A 22,001-nucleotide genomic window follows, 5' to 3' on the forward strand; every position below is an offset into this window, starting at 1 on the left:
TCATTAGGGGAGCTTTATTTTTAATAACAGCGGGAAGTAGCTCAGCTTGGTAGAGTACTTGGTTTGGGACCAAGGTGTCGCAGGTTCGAATCCTGTCTTCCCGATTTATATTTCAAAGAGTAGCAATGCTACTTTTTTTGCTTTTTGCGGCTCCATAAGACTGTAGTGGGTAGATGAAAAGCTAACACCTAGAGAGTACGAAATTCGTTCTCTCTTTCTTTATCTCTTTCTTGTTTTTAGGAGATAAGCTGAAAAGGGATCTTCCAGCCCTTTTCACTGTTCAAAGCAATCAAAATCTGTTTTTAAAGTTTTCAAGGTTCCTGAAACCAAAGGCATTTCTCTTAATGACTTTGATGAGATTATTGGTAGCTTTTCAGTTTGGCGTTGGAATATGGTAGTTCTAGGGCATTTAGTACCTTTCCTTGTCCTTTAGTAATGTCTAATATACCGTTTAAAAAATTGGAGTAAATAGCCGAATATAAAAACGAATGGCTCAAGGTAGTTATAAAATTCTACCCTGTAGCATTCGTTTTGTTTTATTTGAAACTGCTTCCTATAGCTTAACTTTTCTATTGTCCTCTTCTTAGTTTCCCCCTATGCTATTTCCTACTCAACTTCACAACCGCCTCAGTTCGTGCGGTATGGGGAAACATATCAACGGATTGGATGTATTCAACCTTATAGGCTTTGGTCAGCTCAACTAAATCTCTGGCTAGGGTCGAAACATTGCAGGATACATAAACCATTTTAGCAGGCTTGTATTCCAAGATTGTTTTGAGTAGTTTTTCGTCTAAGCCAGTCCGAGGTGGGTCGACCACTAAGGCATCTGCACGGTAGCCTTCTTTGTACCACTTAGGAATAATCTCTTCTGCCTTACCTGCTTCGTAGTGGGTATTGGTCAGCCCCATCCGTTTGGCGTTGGCCTTAGCATCCTCGATGGCTTCAGGGATAATGTCCATCCCTCGAACAGACTTGACCTTTCTGGCAAAGGCAAAGCCAATGGTTCCCACGCCACAGTAGGCATCAATCAAGTCTTCATCGCCAGAAATATCTAATGCTTTGACTGCCTCTCCGTAGAGAACTTCCGTTTGTTGGGGATTTAGCTGGTAGAATGCCCGAGGTGACAGGGAGAATTCATAATCCAAAACAGCCTCTTCGATGGCCTGTTTGCCCCAGAGAATCTCCGTTTTTTCTCCGTATATATCACTGGATTTCTGTCTATTCCAGTTTAGAGCAACAGTGACAATGGCAGGAAATTGCTTGGTTACTTCTTCAATGAGTTTGGTCAGATTGACCTGGCAGGAGGTGACAAAAATAACCTGCACCTGACCAGATTGACGGGCTCTGCGAACCATAACTGTACGAATGCCCTGCTCCTTACGCTCGTTGTAAATAGGGATACGGTGCTTAGTTAGGAGGTCAGCAATCCTATTGATAACCTTTTGGGTTTCCTTGTCTTGGACATAGCAGTCTGTAATACCAATCAGGCGATGGGAATTTTCAGCATAGAGGCCAGCCTTGACTTGACCCTTGAATGAACGGGTTTGAAACTGTAATTTAGCCCGATAATGACTTGGTTGATCCATTCCAATGGTTGGGTGAATGAGGTAATCCTCATAGCCTGCTGGCTTAAACTTTTTTAAGGCTTGTTGGAGCAGGTCTTGCTTGAAGTCCAGTTGCTTGTCATAACGAAGGTGCATGATTTGACAGCCACCACAGGCTTGATAAATGTCACAGCTTGGTTTGACCCGGAATTTTGATTCCTTGTTAATTTTCAGTAGCCTTGCTTCCACAAAATTACGTTTAACAGAGGTTACTTGACAATAGATTTCTTCCCCCTTGAGGGCACCCGGAACAAAGACCAGCGTTTTTTGATAAAAGCCAATACCTTCGCCATTGATACCCATTCGCTTGATTTTCAAGGGAATTCGTTGGTTTACTTGTAAATTCATATTATTATTTTACCGAAAATTCCTGTATAATGAAAGAATGAGAATTACAAAAATCGAAAAGAAAAAACGGCTCTATCTCTTAGAAGTTGAAGGACAGGAAAACACCTATATCACAGAAGATACCATTGTTCGCTTCATGCTCAGTAAGGACAAGGACATCACAGAAGAGGAATTTCAAGCCATTCGGGATTTTGCCCAATTTTCCTATGGGAAAAATTTAGCCCTGTATTTCATTTCCTTCAAGCAGAGAACCAAAAAAGAAGTATTGGATTATCTGGAAAAATATGAGATTGCAGGAGCCACTGCTCTAAAAATTGTTGCTAATTTGGAAGAAGATAGGTGGATTGACGATAAAGCCTATGTAGAAACCTATATACGTCAGAATGGCTTGAATGGTGACAAGGGACCAGCTATGCTTCGTCAAAAATTGATGACGAAGGGAATTTCGAAATCAATCATAGAAGATGGACTGGCTGAGATTGATTTTTCAGACCTGGCTGAAAGGATTGCAGAAAAGTTATGTCGAAAGTATCAATCCAAGTTGCCCCTGCGAGCTTTACAGGATAAATTGGTTCAGGGCTTGATGTCCAAGGGATTTTCCTATGAGCTTGCCAAACAAAGCCTTGCTCAATTAGACTTGACATCGGATGAAGAAAATGAAGCAGAGTTGATTGCCAAGGAGCTGGATAAGCAGTATCGGAAATACAGTCGAAAATATGAGGGATATGAGCTAAAACAATGTTTGACACAGGCTTTGGTCCGTAAAGGATTTGATTTTGATACTATAAAAACAGCCCTTCGTGAATATCTGTGAGAAAAATCTTCGCCTAGGTTGAAAAAATATGGTATAATAGTCAAGATAAATTGTAATAGTAGAAAGTTGGTAACAAAGTGAAATTACCAAAGGAAGGCGACTTTATTACTATTCAAAGTTATAAACATGACGGTGAAATTCATCGCACTTGGCGTGACACCATGGTATTAAAAACAACGGAAAATGCTGTTATTGGGGTCAATAACCACACCTTAGTGACTGAAAATGATGGCAGACGTTGGGTAACGAGAGAACCAGCAATCGTTTATTTTCATAAAAAATACTGGTTCAATATCATTGCAATGATCCGTGAGAACGGTGTTTCTTACTATTGTAACCTTGCTAGTCCTTATGTTCTAGACAACGAAGCCCTTAAGTACATCGACTACGACCTAGATGTCAAGGTCTTTGCTGATGGTGAGAAGAGGCTCTTGGATGTGGACGAATACGAGCGTCATCGCAAGGCTATGAAGTATTCAGATGATATTGATTTTATTTTGAAGGAAAATGTCAAGATTCTGGTGGACTGGATCAACAATCAACGTGGTCCCTTCTCCCCAGCCTATGTTAATATCTGGTACAAACGCTATTTAGAACTGAGAAGTAGATAAAGTTAGAAAAGAAAATCCTGTTTTACAGGTTTTTTTCTTACCATAAAGGAGGAAAGATGGCTTTTGATCAAACAAATGGACGGTACGCAAGTTTTGGTGTTGTCACCTCATTGCCAGGAGAGGTCATTGACAGTTTTTGGTATTTTATTGATAACTACTTAAAAGGAGTTATTCCCTTAAAAAGTGTCTTGCGTTTTTCCATCAAAAATAGGAAGGGGAAAGTGACACTTGTGTTTTCTCAAGAGGGCTATAGGAATGCCATTGCTTTGGATTTGAACAGTCGCTTCGATCCTTTTTATCCGTCAACGATTTTGGTGATGGATAAGCAGGGCAAGGAAACCATTACCCTGCCAGATGAAGTGACCCTCCTATAATCATCTTCCATTTTCGCTTCTTGCTCAGCTCTTTTTCATTTGGAATCAATCAAATCACAATAACATCTTGTTAATATAGTGAATTTAGTGTAAAATAATGGTGAGAGATTGTGCTGATTCGAAAGGAGGATACTATGAGTGGTCAATTTGATGACAAACCCCTTTATTTGCAGTTGGTCGATGAACTAGAAGTAGCTATTCGTGAGAGAATGGCGCCAAATGATAAATTGCTTTCAGAGCGGGAACTGACACAGGTACATGGGGTCAGTCGCATTACCGTTCGCCTAGCCTTGCAGGAGTTGGAAAAACGAGGCTTGGTCTATAAGAAACATGGCAAGGGAACCTATGTTTCAGAAATCTTGGATACTGCTGTAGATTTATCCCAGGCTTATAGCTTCACTGATCAGATGAGAAAAATGGGGAAAGTGCCTCGGACGGTTATCTTATCCTTTAGAAATATGCAGGCTACCGATTTTATTGCTCAGCAGTTGCAGGTCAGCTGTGGAGAGCTTGTATTTGAAATAGAACGTCTTCGTCTAGCTGATGAGATTCCAATGATGCTGGAGAGGACTTATGTGCCTGTTTCACTTTTTCCTACTTTGACAAGTAGTAGGATGAGCGAAAAACCTTTGTATGAAATTTTTCTGGAAGACTATGGACAGGTTGTTCGTTTGGCAGAAGAAGAATTTTATGCCAGTATTTCTTTAGACAATGAAGCCAAGATATTGGGGATTCCGAGTAATAGTCCAGTTCTTCATCTGGTGAGAAAGACCTATAATGATAAAAATAGGTTGATTGAGTATACATTTAGTATTGCTAGAGCGGATCAGTTTCGTTATAAGATTATTCATCAGAAATAGAAAAAACGCAGATGGTTAAGTCTGCGTTTTTTGCATTTAACGGTGGTTAGCCGTGATTTCGAATTTGTAGTATTTCCAGTGCTTGTAGGTTTCAGTATATTCCATAATTTCGCCACTTGCGCTGTGAGTGGTTGTTTTATTTTGAAGAACTGCAGGTTCTGTTGCTTTTAAATTCAAATGTTTTGAAACGTCTTTTGGACAAGGGCTAACAATCTCATTGGTTTCAACAAACGGTTCCTCAGACATATGGATGTTGTAGTCCAACTTGAAGCGTTGGTAGATAGACTGATAATGTTCTAGTGGAGCATCCGGATTTTGAATATATCGTTGAGGGATATAGGAATTGTGGAAGATGTATGGTGTATTTTCTGTTGAACGCACACGAACAATCTTATAGTAGAAATCATTCTTATCCAAGTTGAGTTTTTCAAGGATTTCAGGGTCATTGCCTTTTTCACAAGAGAGCACGACAACAGTATCCTTATCCATTGGGAAAACTTCGATATCGGAGAATTCTACCAAGCGCCCTTTGCGGGAACGGGAAACGAAGGTTCCTTTGCCCTGTTGCCGAATCAGGTAGCCATCCTTAACCAATTCATTTACAGCACGGATAACCGTAATAGAGCTAACGTTAAATAGTTTTGTCAATTCAGATTCTGTGTAAAATTTATCGCCATTTTCAAATTTACCAGAAATGATCTGCTGACGTAAGTCATTCTGTATAAGTTGATACTTAGGTACTTTCATGTTTATAACTTCCTTTCTAGCGCTTATTATACTAAATAAATAGAAAAAAATCAAAAAATATAGCTATTATTTCGAAAAAACTCCTTGTAACCCCCTTTCATGATGCGATTTGTCAAAAAATGTAGAAATTATTTCCAAAAAAAATAAAAAGTAGTGGACATAACCAGTAAAAAGTGTTATTATATTAACAGAAAGGTATATAATTATAAAGGTGACGAGATGACAGAGTTCTATATAAAAGATCAAATTTACTTAGATCATCAACCCTTTAAAATTCTATCAGGGGCCATCCATTATTTCCGAGTGCATCCTGATGACTGGTACCATTCCTTGTATAACTTAAAAGCTTTAGGTTTTAATACGGTTGAAACCTATGTTCCTTGGAATATGCACGAACCTAAAAAAGGGGAGTTTTGCTATGAAGGGATACTGGATCTGGAGCGCTTCTTACAGCTGGCGCAGGATTTGGGGCTTTATGCTATCGTTCGCCCTTCCCCATATATTTGTGCCGAGTGGGAATGGGGAGGTCTCCCCGCTTGGCTGATGCAGGAGGAGCTGAGGGTTCGTTCTCATGATGAACGCTACCTAAGGCACTTAGATGAATATTACGCTTCTCTTCTTCCTAAATTAGCCAAGTTCCAACTCGCACAAGGTGGCAATATCCTTATGTTCCAGGTAGAGAACGAATATGGTTCCTATGGTGAGGATAAGGAATATCTAAGGGCTGTAGCAGGTCTAATGAGGAAGTATGGCTTGACAGCTCCGCTCTTCACTTCTGATGGTGCATGGCGGGCAACTCTACGAGCAGGGACCTTGATAGAAGACGACATTTTTGTGACAGGTAACTTTGGTTCTAGAGCTAGAGAAAACTTTGCAAACATGCAGGCCTTCTTTAATGAATATGGCAAAGAATGGCCCTACATGTGTATGGAGTTCTGGGATGGTTGGTTTAATCGCTGGGGTGATGAAGTTATTCGCCGCGATCCAGATGAGATGGTTGACGCTGTTATGGAATGTATTGAGTTGGGTTCGATTAACCTCTATATGTTCCACGGAGGAACCAACTTTGGGTTCATGAATGGTTGCTCTGCCCGTGGTCAGATTGATTTGCCACAGGTAACTTCTTACGATTACGATGCGATTTTAGATGAGGCTGGCAATCCAACCAAGAAATTCTATGCCTTGCAAAAACGTATGAAGGAAACCTATCCAGATTTGGACTATGCTGAGCCACTGGTAAAAGAAGCCAGGGCCTTGCCAAGTGTGGACTTGAAGGATAAGGTAAGCCTCTTTGCTGTAGCAGAAAATGTAAGCGATTACTCCTCTAGCTTCTATCCAAAAAATATGGAAGAGCTGGGGCAATCGACGGGCTATATCCTCTATAAAACGCAGTTAGAGCGGGATAAGGAGGAGGCAGAACGGCTTCGTGTCATTGATGCGCGTGACCGTATTCAAGTCTATGCAGATGGTCGTTTGGTTACCACACAATACCAGACAGAAATTGGTGAAGACATTGCACTAGAGTTTACATCCAACCATGTTGAACTGGCTGTCTTGGTTGAAAACATGGGACGGGTCAATTATGGTCATAAGTTGACAGCACCGACGCAGTCCAAAGGGTTGGGTCGAGGGGCTATAGCAGACTTGCACTACATTGGTAATTGGGACATGTATCCATTGCCACTGGATGATATTTCTGGTCTGGATTTCACGCAAGACTGGCAGGAGGGGCAACCAGCCTTCTATCGCTACCAGTTTGAACTAGAAGATCTGGCAGACACTTACTTGGACATGACAGGTTTTGGTAAGGGTGTTGTATTTGTTAACAATGTAAATATCGGACGTTTCTGGGAAAAAGGTCCAATCCTCTATCTCTATATTCCAAAAGGATACTTAAAGAAAGGAGTTAATGAAATAGTCGTTTTTGAAACGGAAGGACAATATAGAGAGAAGATTAGCTTTTCACAGGAACCCGTTTATAAAGAAGTATAGGTACTCCCTTGAGAGTGTCTAACAGAAAGATTTATGAAGAAAAGGAGAACATTGTATGGCAATTATTGCTACACGTATTGATGGTCGTTTGATCCACGGTCAGGTTGCTAACCTTTGGACGACTAAATTAAATATTAGTCGGATCATGGTTATCGATGATGCGGTTGCTCAAAACGACATTGAGAAACAAGGTTTGAAATTAGCTTGCCCACCGGGTGTAAAATTATCTATTTTGCCAATCGAAAAAGCAGCTACTAACATCAAGGAAGGTAAGTATGACGCACAACGCTTATTGATTGTTGCTCGTCGTCCTGAAAACTTCCTGCGCTTAGTTGAATATGGTGTAGAACTCGCTGAATTGAATGTCGGCAATATGTCACAATCACCAGAAACTCGCTCTGTTACTCGCTCCATTAACGTTGTAGATAAAGACATTGCGGACTTTGATGCCTTGGTTGCTAAGGGAGTAAAATTGATTGCTCAAATGGTACCAGGCGACTCACCAAAAGACTTTATGCCTCTCTTGGATAAGGTTAGATAAATTTCGGATATTTTTGAAAAATTTAAAAGGAGGTTCACTATTATGCAATGGTGGCAAATATTACTTCTAACGCTCTACTCTGCTTATCAGATCTGTGATGAGTTGACAATTGTATCGTCAGCTGGTTCACCAGTCTTTGCAGGGTTCATCTCTGGTTTGATCATGGGTGACATGGCAACTGGTTTGACTATTGGAGCGTCACTTCAATTGATGGTACTTGGTGTCGGTACGTTCGGTGGTGCATCACGTATCGACGCAACTTCTGGTGCGGTTCTTGCAACAGCTTTCTCAGTATCACAAGGTATTGACCCAGAATTGGCCGTATCTACTATCGCAGTACCTGTAGCAGCACTTCTTGTTTATACAGATATTGCAGGTCGTTTCTCTACTACATACTTCGCACACCGTGTAGATGCTGCTGTTGAAAAATTTGACTATGCAGCAATCGAACGCAACTACCTACTTGGTGCTATTCCATGGGCTGCATCTCGTGCACTTCCTGTGTTCCTAGCGCTTGCATTTGGTGGTGAGTTCGTAGAATTGATGGTTACAAAAATCCAAGAATATCAATGGATTGCAGATGGTTTGACTCTTGCAGCTCGTATGCTTCCAGGTCTTGGTTTTGCAATCTTGCTCCACTACCTTCCATTGAAACGCAACCTTCACTACTTGGCAGTTGGTTTTGCCCTTACAGCTATGTTGACTGTTCTTTACGGTAACGTTTCAGCTTTGGGTGGTGCTGTTGCTGGTATCGTTGGCACTCTTCCTGAAGATGCAGGTATCGCTTTTGTGAACAACTTCAAAGGCTTGTCAATGATCGGTATCGCTATTGTGGGTGCTTTCCTTTCAGTGCTTCACTTCAAAAATAGCCAAAAAGTAGCAGTGGTTGCTCCATCAGTTTCAGAAAGTGGGGAAATTGAAGATGACGAAATCTAATTACAAACTAACAAAAGAAGATTTTAATCAAATCAACAAACGTAGCTTGTTCACTTATCAGTTAGGCTGGAACTATGAGCGGATGCAGGGTTCTGGTTACCTCTACATGATTTTGCCACAGCTTCGTAAAATGTATGGAGATGGTACTCCTGAATTGAAGGAAATGATGAAATTGCATACTCAATTCTTCAACACTTCTCCATTCTTCCATACCATCATTACTGGTATTGACTTGGCGCTTGAAGAAAGCGACGGTGTAGCTTCTAAGGATGCAGTTAACGGTATTAAGACAGCCTTGATGGGACCATTTGCTCCAATCGGTGACTCTATCTTTGGTTCCCTTGTACCAGCTATCATGGGTACTGTAGCAGCGACTATGGCTAAAGAAGGAACTCCAGCAGGTATATTCCTTTGGGTAGCTGTAGCAGTAGCTTATGACATCTTCCGTTGGAAACAGTTGGAAATTGCCTATAAAGAAGGTACTAAACTCATCACAACTATGCGTGATAAGTTGACAGCTCTTGTAGATGCTGCTTCTGTAATGGGTGTCTTCATGATGGGTGCCTTGATTGCAACTATGATTAACTTTGAAGTATCATGGGCTCCAAGTGTTGGTGAAAAAGTGATTGATGTACAAGACTTGCTCAACACTATCTTCCCTCGTTTGGTACCAGCTATCTTCACAGGCTTTGTCTTCTGGTTGCTAGGACGCAAAGGTATGACTTCTACTAAGGCTATCTTGATTATCATCGTTCTTGCAGTAACGCTTTCAGCAATCGGTAAGTTTGTCTTTGGCATGTAAGCGTATGGGTAAGAGTTTAATTTTAGTAAGTCATGGGATTTTCTGTGAAGAGTTGAAGAAATCTACTGAGATGATTATGGGTCCTCAGGAGGATATCTATACAGTAGCTCTTTTACCAGAAGAAGGTCCAGAAGACTTCCAGAAGAAATTTGAAGAAACAGTTGCTAATTTAGATGACTTTGTTGTATTCGCTGACTTGTTGGGCGGAACACCAGCCAATGTTGTTTCCCGTAAATTGATTGACGGTGGGCAGTTTGACCTCTATGCAGGTATGAACATGCCTATGGTGATTGGTTTCTTGAACGGCGTCCTACTAGGTGAAGCAGTTGACTATGTGGAATTTGGTACAAACAACCTCGTCCACGTCAACAGCCTACTAACAAGCGATGAGGATGATGAGGAGTAAACTAGTTCGGTGGACTAGTTTAGCCCGAGCTTAGAAATAAGAGAGTGAGGGTTATTCTAAAGTATTATGGCAAGTTAATACTAGCTTTAAATAGGCTTTAAGTATCCTGAGGGGAAGCAAGTTGATTGTCTCCCCTCATTTGATGTTGTGAGGAAAAGCAATGATTGACGTAAAAGATTTTGGTAAAAAAGCGAAGCTCTATTGCTTAAAAAATAAAAATGGTATGCAGGTTAGTCTGACAGATTTTGGTGCCAGAGTGGTAGAAGTGCTCTTGCCGGTAGAAGAAAATGGCGGTCTACGGAATGTCAGTTTGGCTGCTGGGTCGGATGATGATTACCGTAAGACAGACTTGTACCCTGGTTCAAGCATTGTCCCAGTAGCGGGGCGTATTTCAGGTGCTCAGGCTGAGATAAAAGGAACCAGTTATCAGTTCACAGAAAATGAGCCAGGTCGTACCTTGCATGGTGGGATTGACACGGCAAATGAACAGTACTGGGATGTTGCTCTAGATCATGAAAAAAATCAAGTTACCTTTGGGATTGTCCTAAAAGATGGTTTCAATGGTTTTCCTGGAAATGTGAGGGTTGAGGCTATTTATGGTCTCACAGACCAGAACGAGTTGACGGTGGATTATCGAGCGGTGTCTAGCAAAGACACGATTTTCAATCCGACCAATCACATCTATTTCAACTTAACTGGGGATTTTCAGCAGTCAGTAGCAGACCATGAAATTCGGATTGCGGCCAATCGCTATGCTCCGCTTGGTGAGGATAATCTGCCAACCGGTGTCTTAGAGGATGTAACGGGAACACCGTTTGACTTTAGGGAGAGAGCAAGATTTGCCCAGGGATTTGACAGCCAGCACCCTCAGAATGTCCTTGTGAAAGGTTTCGACCATCCATGGCATTTGGAGCAGGTAGAGGTTCCGGTTGAAGTTAGTAGCCCAGATGGGAAAATAAGTCTGCGCGTGCGAACCAATCAGGCATCAGTTGTCATCTACACCTACAATTATCCTGTTGAAGCTTTGGCTGCCTACCATGGTGCCTTTAGCTTGGAATGCCAGGCTCTGCCAAATGCTTGCAACCTAGATGGCTTTGGCTCCATTTTGCTAGAAAAAGATGAGGAATTCTTGTCCCAGACTGTTTATAGATTTTCATGGTAAGAATGAGAAGCTCTAACTGTGTTGCAGTTAGGCTTTTCTTGTGTTTTCTAAAAAATATGGTATAATAAACCGGTGTGTTTCAGACGAAGCAGACGAAAGAGGACGATAATGACAAAAGAACAAGAATTTTTACAGGAATTTGAAGCTTGGGTCAACACTCAGGTTATGGTAAATGAGATGGCTGTAGAAGAAAGCCGTCGTGTATTGGAAGAGGATAAGGATGAGCGTGCGGCGGATGCCTACATCCGTTACGAAAGTAAGCTAGATGCTTATCGTTTTATCCAAGGGAAATTTGCTAACTATCATGCTGGCAAGAGTTTCCATGATTTACCAGATGGCTTATTTGGCCAAAGACATTATTAAAGAGAGGATAGAAATCTTGGCAAAGAAAAAAATCAATCGTAAAAAACAATTAAAAAAACAGTTGGCAGACTTGAAACGTGCAGGGCGTGTGGGGGTTGCTACAGCGCGTGAGGCTGTGGAAACTGTAGTTGAAAAGGCTGAAGCTGCAGTAGAGCATGCTGTGGAACAAGTGAATGAAGTTGTAGCAGAGGTGACTTCATCAGCGACTTCATTGGAAGACTTTTTGGCACTTCCTGACTTGGAAGGCATTGCGGCAGCACGTTTGGAAACCTTCTACCAAGCAGGTATTCAATCTGTGGCTGATTTTGCAAACCATACAGAAAAAGAGCTCTTGGCTCTTAAAGGCATCGGTCCTGCAACTATCAAGCAGTTGAAAGAAAAAGGGATTGAGTTGAGCGCTTAATATAACAGAAACCAACGGAAATGAGTTGGTTTTTTCTTTTTCTCTTGCTATAATAGAATTAGAATATTCAAGGAGAAAATCTAATGGCAAAGAAGAAAAATCGGAAGAAAGTTGTTTCTATTCATTCGAAGAAAAAACTTACTGGACAAGAAATGAATGGTTTATCAACAGATCAACTCTTTTGGGAGGTTGTTTACAGGAAGTATCCACATGAAATCAAGAGTGGTCTTAGAGAGATTTTGAAGTTGAATCCAGAGCATCTAGGTGCTCGATTTGAATTGTACAAGTTTGAATACCCTGAATGGGGATATGAAAATCTCGAAGATATCAATTTATTTGCGGCAGAGGCTATTGAATTGTGGCTCGAGGAAGGTTGCCCAGCCTGGAATAAGGAAGAACCAAGTTACAGTTTAGGAATCGTTTTAAATATCTTATATTTTTATTTTGAAAAAGGTCTGTACGGATTAGCCAATGATTTGTGCGATATTATTATAAGTCATCCCCAAGAAGCCTATCATCGCGACTTTATTTTTATATTATTGAGCGTTAAAAATCAGGTTTTTGACTTTGAATATCTACAGAACCAGTTTGAAAATGAATTAAAGAATGCAACAGTTCAAGATGCGACCGCTATACATTTTTTAATAGCTTCTATGGTTAGGGGCGAATTTGCTGTGGCTAAGTCAGTCTTGCGACTAATTCTTGAACGCTATCCTGAATATTCATGGATCTTTCAAATTGGTCATTGGCCGACGGTGGCTTTCGAAGAAAATGGTCTATTTGTTATTAGTGAATCAGATACCATGTTTAACTCGCTGGTATTTATGCAGGATTTCCTGGACCGTAGACGGGATTTGGTTAAAAGAGTCAATCAAATGACCAGGGAAATTGAGGAAAATCGTGAGGGAACGATTCAACATTTCTATAAGTTCTACCAACTGCCAGAGCTTGTGCATTTGCAGGAAAAACGAGTTCGAATTTTTTACGAAAATGGTATTCATAAGTTAGAAGATTTTAAAAAATGGACTGAAAAAGAATTACTAGCTTTAGATGGCATTGGAAAAACTAGTGTCGAACACTTAAAAGCTCAAGGAATTCAATTCAAATCTTAGACTTATTTTTCTTGCTTACAGTTCATAATTCTGTTACAATAAAGCTATTCAGAGGTGTTTTGAGCCCCATTTGTCACAGGAAGCGGTGGTACTGAGAAATCCGCACAAATGTCAAAACTGGTTGCTGATGATGTGAATCGAATAAGCAAAGTGCAGATAATGTATCTGAACAAGGGTGGTACCGCGGAATAACTTCGTCCCTGTCTAGCAAGTCTAGGCAGGGATTTTCATTTGGAAAGGAGAAATATGCTACATCATATTGAAATTTATGTTTCAAACTTGGAAACTTCGCGTGCATTTTACGACTTTCTCCTGACCAAGCTGGGCTACTCGCTCTATCAGGAGTGGGATAAAGGGCTGTCTTATAAAAAAGCAGAGCAGTACCTGGTCTTTGTCCAAACGCCAGAGGACTTCCTAGAGGTAGGCTATCACCGTTGCCGAACCGGTCTCAATCATCTAGCCTTTCATGCGGGAACACCTGATGATGTTGACCAATGGCGGAAGGAATTTTTGACCAGACGAGTCAAACTTCTCTACGACGACCGCTATCCCCACGCAGGAGGACCAGACCACTATGCCCTTTATTTGGAAGATCCAGATGGGATAAAGATAGAGTTGGTGGGGGAGGGAGTATGAATCTAATTATTATTGGAGCACAAGCTTCTGGCAAGATGACCGTTGGGCAGGAAGTTGCGAAATTGACAGGGATGACCCTCTTTCATAATCACGATTCGATTGATTTTAGCCTGCGTTTTATTCCTGAATTTTCTGAGGATATGTTTGACCTCAATACACGTATTACATTTGCTGTTTACGATGTGTTTGCTAGGTCAGGCCGCCCACTAATCGGAACTGCCTTGATTAATTTTAAAAATCTCATAGAGGTTCAATTCCTTACAACTGTTCAGAGGATTTTTCATCATCATGGTCAGGAAATTTTATTTGTTGAGTTGGAAACTGCTTTGGAAGAACGGCTGCGGCGTAATCGGACAGAAAATCGACTTACCCATAAACCTTTGAAACGACACATTGCAGTTTCAGAGGCTGAGATTCTCTCTACAACTGATACATGTCAATATACCTCATTAGGCATTCCAGAGGGCATTCAGCATTATCTCAAAATTAATAATACTCATCTTTCTGCCAATGACGTAGCTCAACTAATTATCCAAAAAATGGAGGAACTTGAGCAAGAACAAACGAAATAGCCAGCCCAAAGGACTGACTATTTCTAGGAGATTATATGAAAAAGAATTGGGCTATTTCTAGCTTGAGGATAGTATAAACCAATTTTCTTAAAGAATACTAAAGGAATAAGTGATGACTGAATTTTGGATAGCAGTAGCTACTTTAATAGGAACCATTCTGATTTTTATTCAAAATCAAAAAGTAACTAATAGTAATTATCTGAAAGATGATTCACAAAATAGGAGGCAACAATTACAGGAGATAGTATTGGCTTTATATAAATATAAAGGCGAGTTGCGAGGTGTAAGAGATAAAAAAACATTACAACACCTCTTGAACAGGTTAAAACTATTTTTAAATCCAAATGGAAAAAGAGTACGTTTTAGAGGGGATTATAAATACTCTGTTGATGGTCATATTTGGAGAGTAATTTATCAATTAGAAAAAATAGATTTAAATACTTATTTAGAAAAACTTATAGATTACTTAGAAATTCTAATAAAATTTGAGTGGGAAAAAGATAAAAATAGAATGAGATATAATATTTTTCAAACTTTTGTCTTATTTTCGATATTAGTAGAAGTGGTTTTATTGATACTATGGATTATTCAACCTACCTATTTTACATTGTCTGAAAACGCGGCTATAACATCTCCTGAATTTCTAATTATTTTATCTCTAATATCATTTTTTATTTATTACTTATACATACGTCAGAAATTTTTCACCCTAATTTCAAATGATTTTCTTTCAATAATATTCCTAATCTGTCTTTTTTTACCTTACTGGTCTTTGTTATATAGATACAATGATACCTTGGTGATAGTGTTAAAAAAAATATCAATACTTTCTGATGTAATTGAAGATAAATTAACTTGGATATTATTTTGTGCAGCGTTTTTCTTTGAAATTATTTTTCTATTGTTGAGTATAGATAATGAGCTGTTAGACTATTATAAAAACATAAACAATGTAGATTGTATTAATATAAAAAAGCAAGTTTCAAACATTTATGTTTTATTAGGCTTAAGACCTAGCTTAAAAAATAGTAATAGATATTTGGCTTATTTTTATAAAATAACTAAAACAACTAAAATAGATGAGCAATGTGAGTTTATAAGTGGAGATTTAAACGATCTGATAGATAGTTTAGACAATGATTATAATTGGAAGAAATCTCCGTATAAGAGGGAAGTAAAATATTTGATAAAATATAGGAAAAAAAGAGAAATCTCTATAGGATTAATATTTTCTAAAATAATGGCATTTCGGCAATATAAGGATTATGTAAAAGCTACTATATCTTATTTGTTGCGACCTTTCAAAAAGATACATATAAAGATTATTGAATTTTGGGAAATGATAAAATAGAAAAGGAGAAAAATTAATGTCAAAAGAATTATCACCAAAATACAATCCAGCTGAGGTTGAGGCTGGTCGTTACCAGACTTGGTTGGACCAAGATGTTTTTAAGCCGTCAGGCAATGCGGAGGCTAAGCCTTATTCTATCGTGATTCCGCCGCCAAACGTAACAGGTAAGTTGCACTTGGGACACGCGTGGGATACCACCCTTCAAGATATCATCATCCGACAAAAACGCATGCAGGGTTTTGATACCCTCTGGCTTCCAGGTATGGACCACGCGGGGATTGCCACACAGGCTAAGGTTGAGGAACGCTTGCGGGAGCAAGGCGTGACCCGTTATGACTTGGGCCGTGAAAAATTCCTCGACAAAGTCTGGGAATGGAAGGATGAGTACGCAGCGACCATTCGTGAGCAATGGGGCAAGTTGGGTCTGTCTTTGGACTACCAACGTGATCGCTTTACGTTGGACGAAGGCTTGTCAAAAGCTGTTCGCAAGGTCTTTGTAGAACTCTACAAAAAAGGTTGGATCTACCGTGGCGAATTTATCATCAACTGGGACCCTGCAGCTCGCACAGCCCTTTCTGATATCGAGGTTATTCACAAGGATGTTGAAGGTGCCTTCTACCACATGAATTACATGTTGGAAGATGGTTCTCGTGCCCTTCAAGTTGCGACCACCCGTCCTGAAACCATGTTCGGTGACGTTGCGGTGGCGGTTAACCCAGAAGACCCACGTTACAAGGACTTGATTGGCAAAAACGTTATCCTGCCAGTCGTTAACAAGCCAATCCCAATCGTTGCCGATGAGCACGCAGATCCTGAATTTGGTACAGGGGTTGTGAAAATCACACCTGCCCACGATCCAAATGACTTCCTTGTCGGTCAACGCCACAATCTGCCACAAGTCAACGTGATGAATGACGATGGTACTATGAATGAGCTTGCAGGCGAATTTGTAGGTATGGACCGTTTTGAAGCTCGTAAGGCAACGGTTGCTAAGTTGCAAGAACTGGGAGCCCTTGTGGAAATCGAAAACCGTGTGCATTCAGTTGGTCACTCTGAACGTACAGGTGTCGTAGTTGAGCCACGTTTGTCAACTCAATGGTTTGTTAAGATGGACCAGTTGGCTAAGAATGCCATTGCCAACCAAGACACAGCTGATAAGGTAGAATTTTACCCACCACGTTTCAACGATACCTTCCTGCAATGGATGGAAAATGTACACGACTGGGTTATCTCGCGTCAGCTTTGGTGGGGTCATCAGATTCCAGCATGGTATAACGAATCTGGCGAAATGTACGTCGGAGAAGAGGCTCCAGCAGGTGACGGTTGGGTACAGGATGAGGATGTCCTAGATACATGGTTCAGCTCTGCCCTTTGGCCATTCTCAACCATGGGCTGGCCTGACGAAAACGCGGCGGACTTCCAGCGTTACTTCCCAACCTCAACCTTGGTAACGGGCTACGACATCATCTTCTTCTGGGTGTCGCGCATGATTTTCCAATCGCTTGAGTTCACCGGCCGTCAGCCATTTAAGAACGTGCTGATCCACGGTTTGATCCGTGATGAAGAAGGTCGCAAGATGTCCAAGTCGCTTGGAAACGGGATCGACCCAATGGATGTCATCGAGAAATATGGTGCGGACGCTTTGCGTTGGTTCTTGTCAAACGGCTCTGCCCCTGGTCAAGATGTCCGCTTCTCTTATGAGAAAATGGACGCGTCTTGGAACTTCATCAACAAGATTTGGAACATTTCCCGCTACATCCTCATGAACAATGAAGGTTTGACCTTGGATGCGGCGCGTGAGAATGTTGCCAAAGTCGCAGCTGGCGAGGCTGGCAACGTGACGGACCGCTGGATTCTCCACAACCTCAACGAAACCATTGCCAAAGTCACTGAAAACTTTGACAAGTTCGAGTTTGGTGTGGCTGGTCACATCCTCTACAACTTCATCTGGGAAGAGTTCGCCAACTGGTATGTCGAACTGACCAAGGAGGTCCTTTACAGCGACAACGAGGCTGAGAAAGTCATGACCCGCTCTGTCCTTCTCTACACGCTGGACCAAATCCTTCGCCTCCTCCACCCAATCATGCCGTTTGTGACGGAAGAGATCTTCGCCCAGTACGCAGAGGGTTCTATCGTGGTGGCAGCTTACCCTGTTGTCAACCCAGCCTTTGAAAACGCTGAAGCTCACAAGGGTGTGGAAAGCCTCAAGGACTTGATCCGTTCGGTGCGAAATAGCAGAGCAGAGGTCAATGTCGCTCCTTCTAAGCCGATTACCATCTTGATTAAGACGGCAGATAGCGAGCTTGAAACCTTCTTCAAGGCAAATGAAAACTATATCCGCCGCTTTACAAATCCAGAGCAGTTGGAAATCAGTTCAAGTATCGTTGCACCAGAACTAGCCATGTCAGCCGTTATTACCGGTGCTGAAATCTTCTTGCCACTCGCCGACCTCCTCAACGTAGAAGAAGAGTTGGCTCGTCTGGACAAAGAGCTTGCCAAGTGGCAAAAAGAACTAGACATGGTCGGCAAAAAACTCAGCAACGAACGCTTCATCGCCAACGCCAAACCAGAAGTCGTTGAAAAAGAAAAAGAAAAACAAGCCGACTACCAAGCCAAATTCGACGCCACAGTAGCGCGGATTGAAGAGATGAAGAAGTTGGTGAATTAAGGTCACAAAACCAACAAAATAGTATAAAACCCAGCCTAAAAAGGTTGGGTTTTGTGGTATAATGAAATTAGTTTTTAAAGGAATATTTAAACTCTTGATAATATTCTTGGTATATTGATAAGGAACAATAGAGTTTTAAAAGAAGAAACTGAGTATTTACTTTTAAAATATTAAATATAAATGGAGGTGAGTTCATGGTTGAAGTTAATTTTAGACCAAAGGCACAAATTTTAATTCAATTAGGCGATCAATTAATTAAAAATGAAGGAATAGCTCTTCTAGAACTGATTAAAAACGCCTATGATGCAGATGCCAATAAATGTATTGTTACTATGAATGATATCGATTCTACACTTGGTCTTGGTGAAATTATGATTGAAGACGATGGTATTGGGATGTCATTCGAAACAATTCGGGATATTTGGATGCAACCTGGTAACACTCATAAAAAATATCAAGTGGAGAATAAGAGATATTCTAAGTTAGGGCGTTTACCAATTGGTGAAAAGGGGATTGGTAGATTCGGTATTCATAAGTTAGGTAGAGATATTGAAATAATAACCCGTCAAGATGGACAGAAAGAAATTTACTTTAAGTTGGACTGGAACCAATTTGATTCGGAATTATTTCTAGACGAGATACCAATAGTTATCGAAGAAAGGGAGCCGATTTATTTTAGAGAGCATCCAGGGACGTTAATAAAAATTAGGGACCTAGAACCATGGGATAGAAAAAAATTTAGAGATACGTATCGACAAATTACATCCTTAAACTCTCCTTTTGAATCTTCTGAATCATTTATTGTAGAATTTAATACTACTTTAGAAGATTGGCTGGAAGGAATGATGGATTTCAGTAAAATAAAAGAATTTGCTCTGTATAAATCAAGTGCCAAATTCTTAAATGGTAATATTAAGGATTTCACATATGAATTTATGCCGTATGATAATATGACAGTGAAATCTCGAAAATTAGAAAAAGATGTAATTCCATTGGATCTTTCGGAAGAAGGGAAAAAGAAAGATCCAGCTCTCTTTATTTCTGAAAATTTTTCTAGTCAAGATATGGAAAGATTAGGTATCAATGATTTTAGTATAGAACTTTATGTTTTTGATAAATCTTCAGAGGTAACTCGATTCATTAGTGATAAAAGTTCGTTTAAAGAGTACCTTACTGAGAATGGTGGAATTAGAGTTTTTAGAGACAATATGAGGGTTTTGGATTATGGTGAAAAAGGAAATGATTGGCTTAATCTAGATTCTAAACGTGTCAATAATCCAGCTGTATCTCTCAGTAATAATATTATTTTAGGAGCAATTTCATTAAAGAGGGAATCAAGTAAAGGGTTAGTTGAAAAAGCGAATAGAGAGGGATTTATCTCAAATCAAGCATATACCTTATTTGAAAAAATCATTGAGAAATACCTTTTTGAATTTACAAGGGAACGGAACATTGACAAGGACAAACTGAGGGAATCATTAAAAGAAAACAATAAAAATTTAATTGATCTGATTGCCGAAGTTGATATATCGATAAATAATTTAGAAATTGATAAAAATATTAAATCGGAGTTATCGAAAAAATTACGACAAGTAAAAAATGAATATAAGTTTATTACAGAAACCTACGTAAAGACTTCATCTGCAACAAGTAGTTATGCTATTGTCATTCATGAAATGGAAAAAATTGTTAAAGAATTGACTTTGATATCATGGAATTCAGAAGAAATTAATCGTATTGATAAATTAACGCATCGCTTACGTGATGTTATTGAAGGTTATACCGCAATTCTTCGCAATCGTCGAAAATCAACCTATTCTATTAAAGAAGTGATTGATGATGCATTATTTAATCTTGAGTTTAGATTAGAGGCTCACAAAATAAATATGGGCACACCATATAAAGAAAAAGCCTATACAGTGACATGCGACAAGGGTTTAATCATTTCTGCTATCATGAATATAATAGACAATTCTATCTATTGGACACATAAATCTAAGAAACAAGAAAAGAAAATCTTCATAGATGTTAATTTGAATAGTGAGTCAGATAGAGTAGAACTGATAATTGCTGATAATGGAGTAGGATTCCAAGTTCAACCAGAAGATTTAGTAAGGCCGTTTGTATCAAATAAACAGGGAGGATTGGGTCTTGGTCTGAATATTGTAAATGAAATCATGAATTCTCAAAAAGGGCAACTTCTTTTTCCAAATAATGCTGAAGTTACGTTGCCTGAAGAATATAAAAATGGCGCTCTAGTAGTTTTGAGTATTCCAAGATCTAAAAATTAGGAGTTAAAAAGTATGTTACCAAATAATGGTTCTATAGTAATTGTAGATGATAAAATAGAAGAAGCGCGTCCACTATTCTCTTTTTTGGCGCAAGAAAATAAGGCTTTTAAATACTATGATGGTAGCCCGAGTAGTCTTCCTAGTAGTGAAGAAGTAAAAGAAGCAGTTAGGTTAATCTTTTTGGATTATAACTTGAACGCTGGGACTAACCCAGCGAATAATAATGCTGCAATAATGGCACAGCTAAATCGTTTAATTTCTAAAAATAATGGACCATACTATATTTTACTCTGGAGTAAAGAGAAAGTAGAGGAAGATTGTCAGACATTTGAACAGGAATTAAAAAACAGGATAGGAGAGGATAGGAACTATTTACTGCCAACAGGTGTTGAGTATATAGACAAGCAAACCTATTTTGATTATGATCCAGATACTAATGAGCATACTTTCAAGAGTGGCAAAGTTCAAGAATTAAAGGATAAAATTTTTGAGATTATTAACGGACTAGCTTTGCTTGAGTTTTTTATAAAATGGGAAAATCAAGTTTTATTAACTAGTCAAAAATTGGTCTCAAAAACAACTGATATAAGTGACAATGCAAGCGATTTGGCTTATCATTTGGCAAAGGTAAATCTTGAGCAGTCTACAAGTAATCTCCCTAATGAAAAACTAATTTCTGCTGCTTATCAAAGTCTCAATACGGTGTATTCAACTTATTTGAATCATAAAGTAGAAGAGATTCAATTAGAGAATACAGAGTTTCAAAATTTAAATTTCATAGATAGTACTATCGGTAATAAAGGAAGGGTCAATAGTTGGTTAAATATCAATACTTTAGACAATCCTAGTCATATTGGAAAAGTCTTTTGCGAAACAGGCCAGTTTTCAGATGTTAATATAATTAATACCAATACTGCAAGTGAAAAAGATTTTTTAAGTAAGGTACAGGAAAAACTTGAAGCTAATGAACAAAATGATAACTATTATTTCAAAGAAATAGGGTTAGAAATTAGTCCTGAATGTGATTTTGCTCAAAACAAGCGAAATTTCTATAGAATTATACCTGGTATTTTCGTTTCAGAAGAATTACTAAAGGATACACAACATGATTTAATTGGTAAGTTAAAATATACTGTTAATAATAGAGGTAGCATACAGTGGTCTGTATCAAAAAGTATTTTTGTCAGTCCAAAAATTGAGTATAAAGATGATAGTAGTAATCAAACATTCAATGCGTATTTGATTTTAGACTTGTCTCAGTTTAAAACGGTCCCTTTAAAAGATGGAGATAACGATTATTTTGAGGTTCATGATGTACTATTTTCAATCAATAATGATATGTTACAGGGGATAAAAAATGAATTAGCTTCTAACATACAGAGAAAAGGTTATCAGTCAATATAAGGTA

At 39.3% G+C, this 22,001-nt stretch carries 21 protein-coding genes, 1 tRNA gene and 1 pseudogene; 20 read left to right on the forward strand and 3 right to left on the reverse strand.

The genetic code is table 11. The annotated features are described in order from the left end of the window. Positions 1-30 precede the first annotated feature (30 nt). Positions 31-104: transfer RNA gene (locus C1G49_RS01570), tRNA-Pro, on the forward strand. A gap of 185 nt (positions 105-289) precedes the next feature. Here the strand turns inward: C1G49_RS01570 and C1G49_RS11485 are convergent. Then, positions 290-419, reverse strand: a pseudogene (locus tag C1G49_RS11485) (transposase); the annotation flags it as partial. Between the two features lie 180 nt (positions 420-599). After that, positions 600-1,952, reverse strand: coding sequence for a 23S rRNA (uracil(1939)-C(5))-methyltransferase RlmD (gene rlmD / locus C1G49_RS01580; RefSeq protein WP_105124352.1), 1,353 nt, complete (start codon positions 1,950-1,952; stop codon positions 600-602). Between the two features lie 37 nt (positions 1,953-1,989). On the opposite strand from rlmD, the gene recX reads away from it, so the two are divergent. The 4 genes from recX (at position 1,990) to C1G49_RS01600 (ending at position 4,611) form a co-directional block, all read left to right on the forward strand. Further along, positions 1,990-2,766 (forward strand): recombination regulator RecX, encoded by a 777-nt coding sequence (gene recX, locus C1G49_RS01585; RefSeq protein ID WP_105124353.1) that lies wholly within the window; start codon positions 1,990-1,992, stop codon positions 2,764-2,766. 77 nt (positions 2,767-2,843) lie between these two features. Beyond that, positions 2,844-3,377, forward strand: coding sequence for a DUF402 domain-containing protein (locus C1G49_RS01590; protein ID WP_105124354.1), 534 nt, complete (start codon positions 2,844-2,846; stop codon positions 3,375-3,377). A gap of 56 nt (positions 3,378-3,433) precedes the next feature. Beyond that, positions 3,434-3,751 carry a DUF960 domain-containing protein gene (locus C1G49_RS01595; RefSeq protein ID WP_105117476.1) on the forward strand — a complete coding sequence of 106 codons (318 nt, stop codon included), beginning with the start codon at positions 3,434-3,436 and terminating at the stop codon, positions 3,749-3,751. 134 nt (positions 3,752-3,885) lie between these two features. Beyond that, positions 3,886-4,611, forward strand: coding sequence for a GntR family transcriptional regulator (locus tag C1G49_RS01600; protein WP_105124355.1), 726 nt, complete (start codon positions 3,886-3,888; stop codon positions 4,609-4,611). A gap of 36 nt (positions 4,612-4,647) precedes the next feature. Here the strand turns inward: C1G49_RS01600 and C1G49_RS01605 are convergent, their stop codons facing one another. After that, positions 4,648-5,358 (reverse strand): GntR family transcriptional regulator, encoded by a 711-nt coding sequence (locus tag C1G49_RS01605; RefSeq protein ID WP_105124356.1) that lies wholly within the window; start codon positions 5,356-5,358, stop codon positions 4,648-4,650. 219 nt (positions 5,359-5,577) lie between these two features. On the opposite strand from C1G49_RS01605, the gene C1G49_RS01610 reads away from it, so the two are divergent. The 15 genes from C1G49_RS01610 (at position 5,578) to C1G49_RS01680 (ending at position 21,997) form a co-directional block, all read left to right on the forward strand. Further along, positions 5,578-7,350 carry a glycoside hydrolase family 35 protein gene (locus C1G49_RS01610; protein ID WP_105124357.1) on the forward strand — a complete coding sequence of 591 codons (1,773 nt, stop codon included), beginning with the start codon at positions 5,578-5,580 and terminating at the stop codon, positions 7,348-7,350. A gap of 55 nt (positions 7,351-7,405) precedes the next feature. Beyond that, positions 7,406-7,891: a PTS system mannose/fructose/N-acetylgalactosamine-transporter subunit IIB gene (locus C1G49_RS01615; RefSeq protein WP_105113635.1), complete on the forward strand. Its 486-nt coding sequence runs from the start codon at positions 7,406-7,408 to the stop codon at positions 7,889-7,891. A 39-nt stretch (positions 7,892-7,930) separates the two neighbouring features. Continuing rightward, positions 7,931-8,827 (forward strand): PTS mannose/fructose/sorbose/N-acetylgalactosamine transporter subunit IIC, encoded by an 897-nt coding sequence (locus C1G49_RS01620; protein ID WP_105113636.1) that lies wholly within the window; start codon positions 7,931-7,933, stop codon positions 8,825-8,827. Next, complete coding sequence (locus C1G49_RS01625) at positions 8,814-9,629, forward strand: PTS system mannose/fructose/sorbose family transporter subunit IID (RefSeq protein ID WP_105113637.1); 816 nt, start codon at positions 8,814-8,816, stop codon at positions 9,627-9,629. The genes C1G49_RS01620 and C1G49_RS01625 overlap by 14 nt, the downstream gene beginning before the upstream one ends. Before the next feature lie 4 nt (positions 9,630-9,633). Further along, the gene (locus C1G49_RS01630; RefSeq protein ID WP_105124358.1) at positions 9,634-10,035 is read left to right on the forward strand and encodes a PTS sugar transporter subunit IIA; all 402 of its coding nucleotides are present in this window, start codon (positions 9,634-9,636) and stop codon (positions 10,033-10,035) included. A 160-nt stretch (positions 10,036-10,195) separates the two neighbouring features. After that, positions 10,196-11,197, forward strand: a complete 1,002-nt coding sequence (locus C1G49_RS01635; RefSeq protein ID WP_105124359.1) for an aldose epimerase family protein — start codon at positions 10,196-10,198, stop codon at positions 11,195-11,197. Between the two features lie 108 nt (positions 11,198-11,305). Continuing rightward, positions 11,306-11,560: a DUF1912 family protein gene (locus C1G49_RS01640; protein WP_105124360.1), complete on the forward strand. Its 255-nt coding sequence runs from the start codon at positions 11,306-11,308 to the stop codon at positions 11,558-11,560. A 16-nt stretch (positions 11,561-11,576) separates the two neighbouring features. Further along, entirely contained in the window at positions 11,577-11,963 is a 387-nt protein-coding gene (locus tag C1G49_RS01645) for a helix-hairpin-helix domain-containing protein (RefSeq protein WP_105124374.1), read from the forward strand. Positions 11,964-12,046: 83 nt separating this feature from the next. Next, a complete protein-coding gene (locus tag C1G49_RS01650) occupies positions 12,047-13,075 on the forward strand; it encodes a hypothetical protein (protein ID WP_105124361.1) in 1,029 nt (342 codons plus the stop codon). Between the two features lie 246 nt (positions 13,076-13,321). Further along, positions 13,322-13,711, forward strand: coding sequence for a VOC family protein (locus C1G49_RS01655; protein ID WP_105124362.1), 390 nt, complete (start codon positions 13,322-13,324; stop codon positions 13,709-13,711). Next, positions 13,708-14,283, forward strand: coding sequence for a shikimate kinase (locus C1G49_RS01660; RefSeq protein WP_105124363.1), 576 nt, complete (start codon positions 13,708-13,710; stop codon positions 14,281-14,283). The genes C1G49_RS01655 and C1G49_RS01660 overlap by 4 nt, the downstream gene beginning before the upstream one ends. A 112-nt stretch (positions 14,284-14,395) precedes the next feature. Beyond that, positions 14,396-15,634, forward strand: coding sequence for a hypothetical protein (locus C1G49_RS01665; protein ID WP_105124364.1), 1,239 nt, complete (start codon positions 14,396-14,398; stop codon positions 15,632-15,634). Between the two features lie 16 nt (positions 15,635-15,650). Next, positions 15,651-18,302: a valine--tRNA ligase gene (locus C1G49_RS01670; protein ID WP_105124365.1), complete on the forward strand. Its 2,652-nt coding sequence runs from the start codon at positions 15,651-15,653 to the stop codon at positions 18,300-18,302. A 194-nt stretch (positions 18,303-18,496) separates the two neighbouring features. After that, positions 18,497-20,593, forward strand: a complete 2,097-nt coding sequence (locus C1G49_RS01675) for a sensor histidine kinase (RefSeq protein ID WP_105124366.1) — start codon at positions 18,497-18,499, stop codon at positions 20,591-20,593. A 12-nt stretch (positions 20,594-20,605) separates the two neighbouring features. Beyond that, positions 20,606-21,997, forward strand: a complete 1,392-nt coding sequence (locus tag C1G49_RS01680; protein ID WP_105124367.1) for a hypothetical protein — start codon at positions 20,606-20,608, stop codon at positions 21,995-21,997. The last annotated feature ends 4 nt before the right edge of the window (positions 21,998-22,001 follow it).

The sequence above is a fragment of the Streptococcus suis genome, from assembly GCF_002960625.1.
In the GTDB taxonomy this organism is placed as follows: domain Bacteria; phylum Bacillota; class Bacilli; order Lactobacillales; family Streptococcaceae; genus Streptococcus; species Streptococcus suis_T.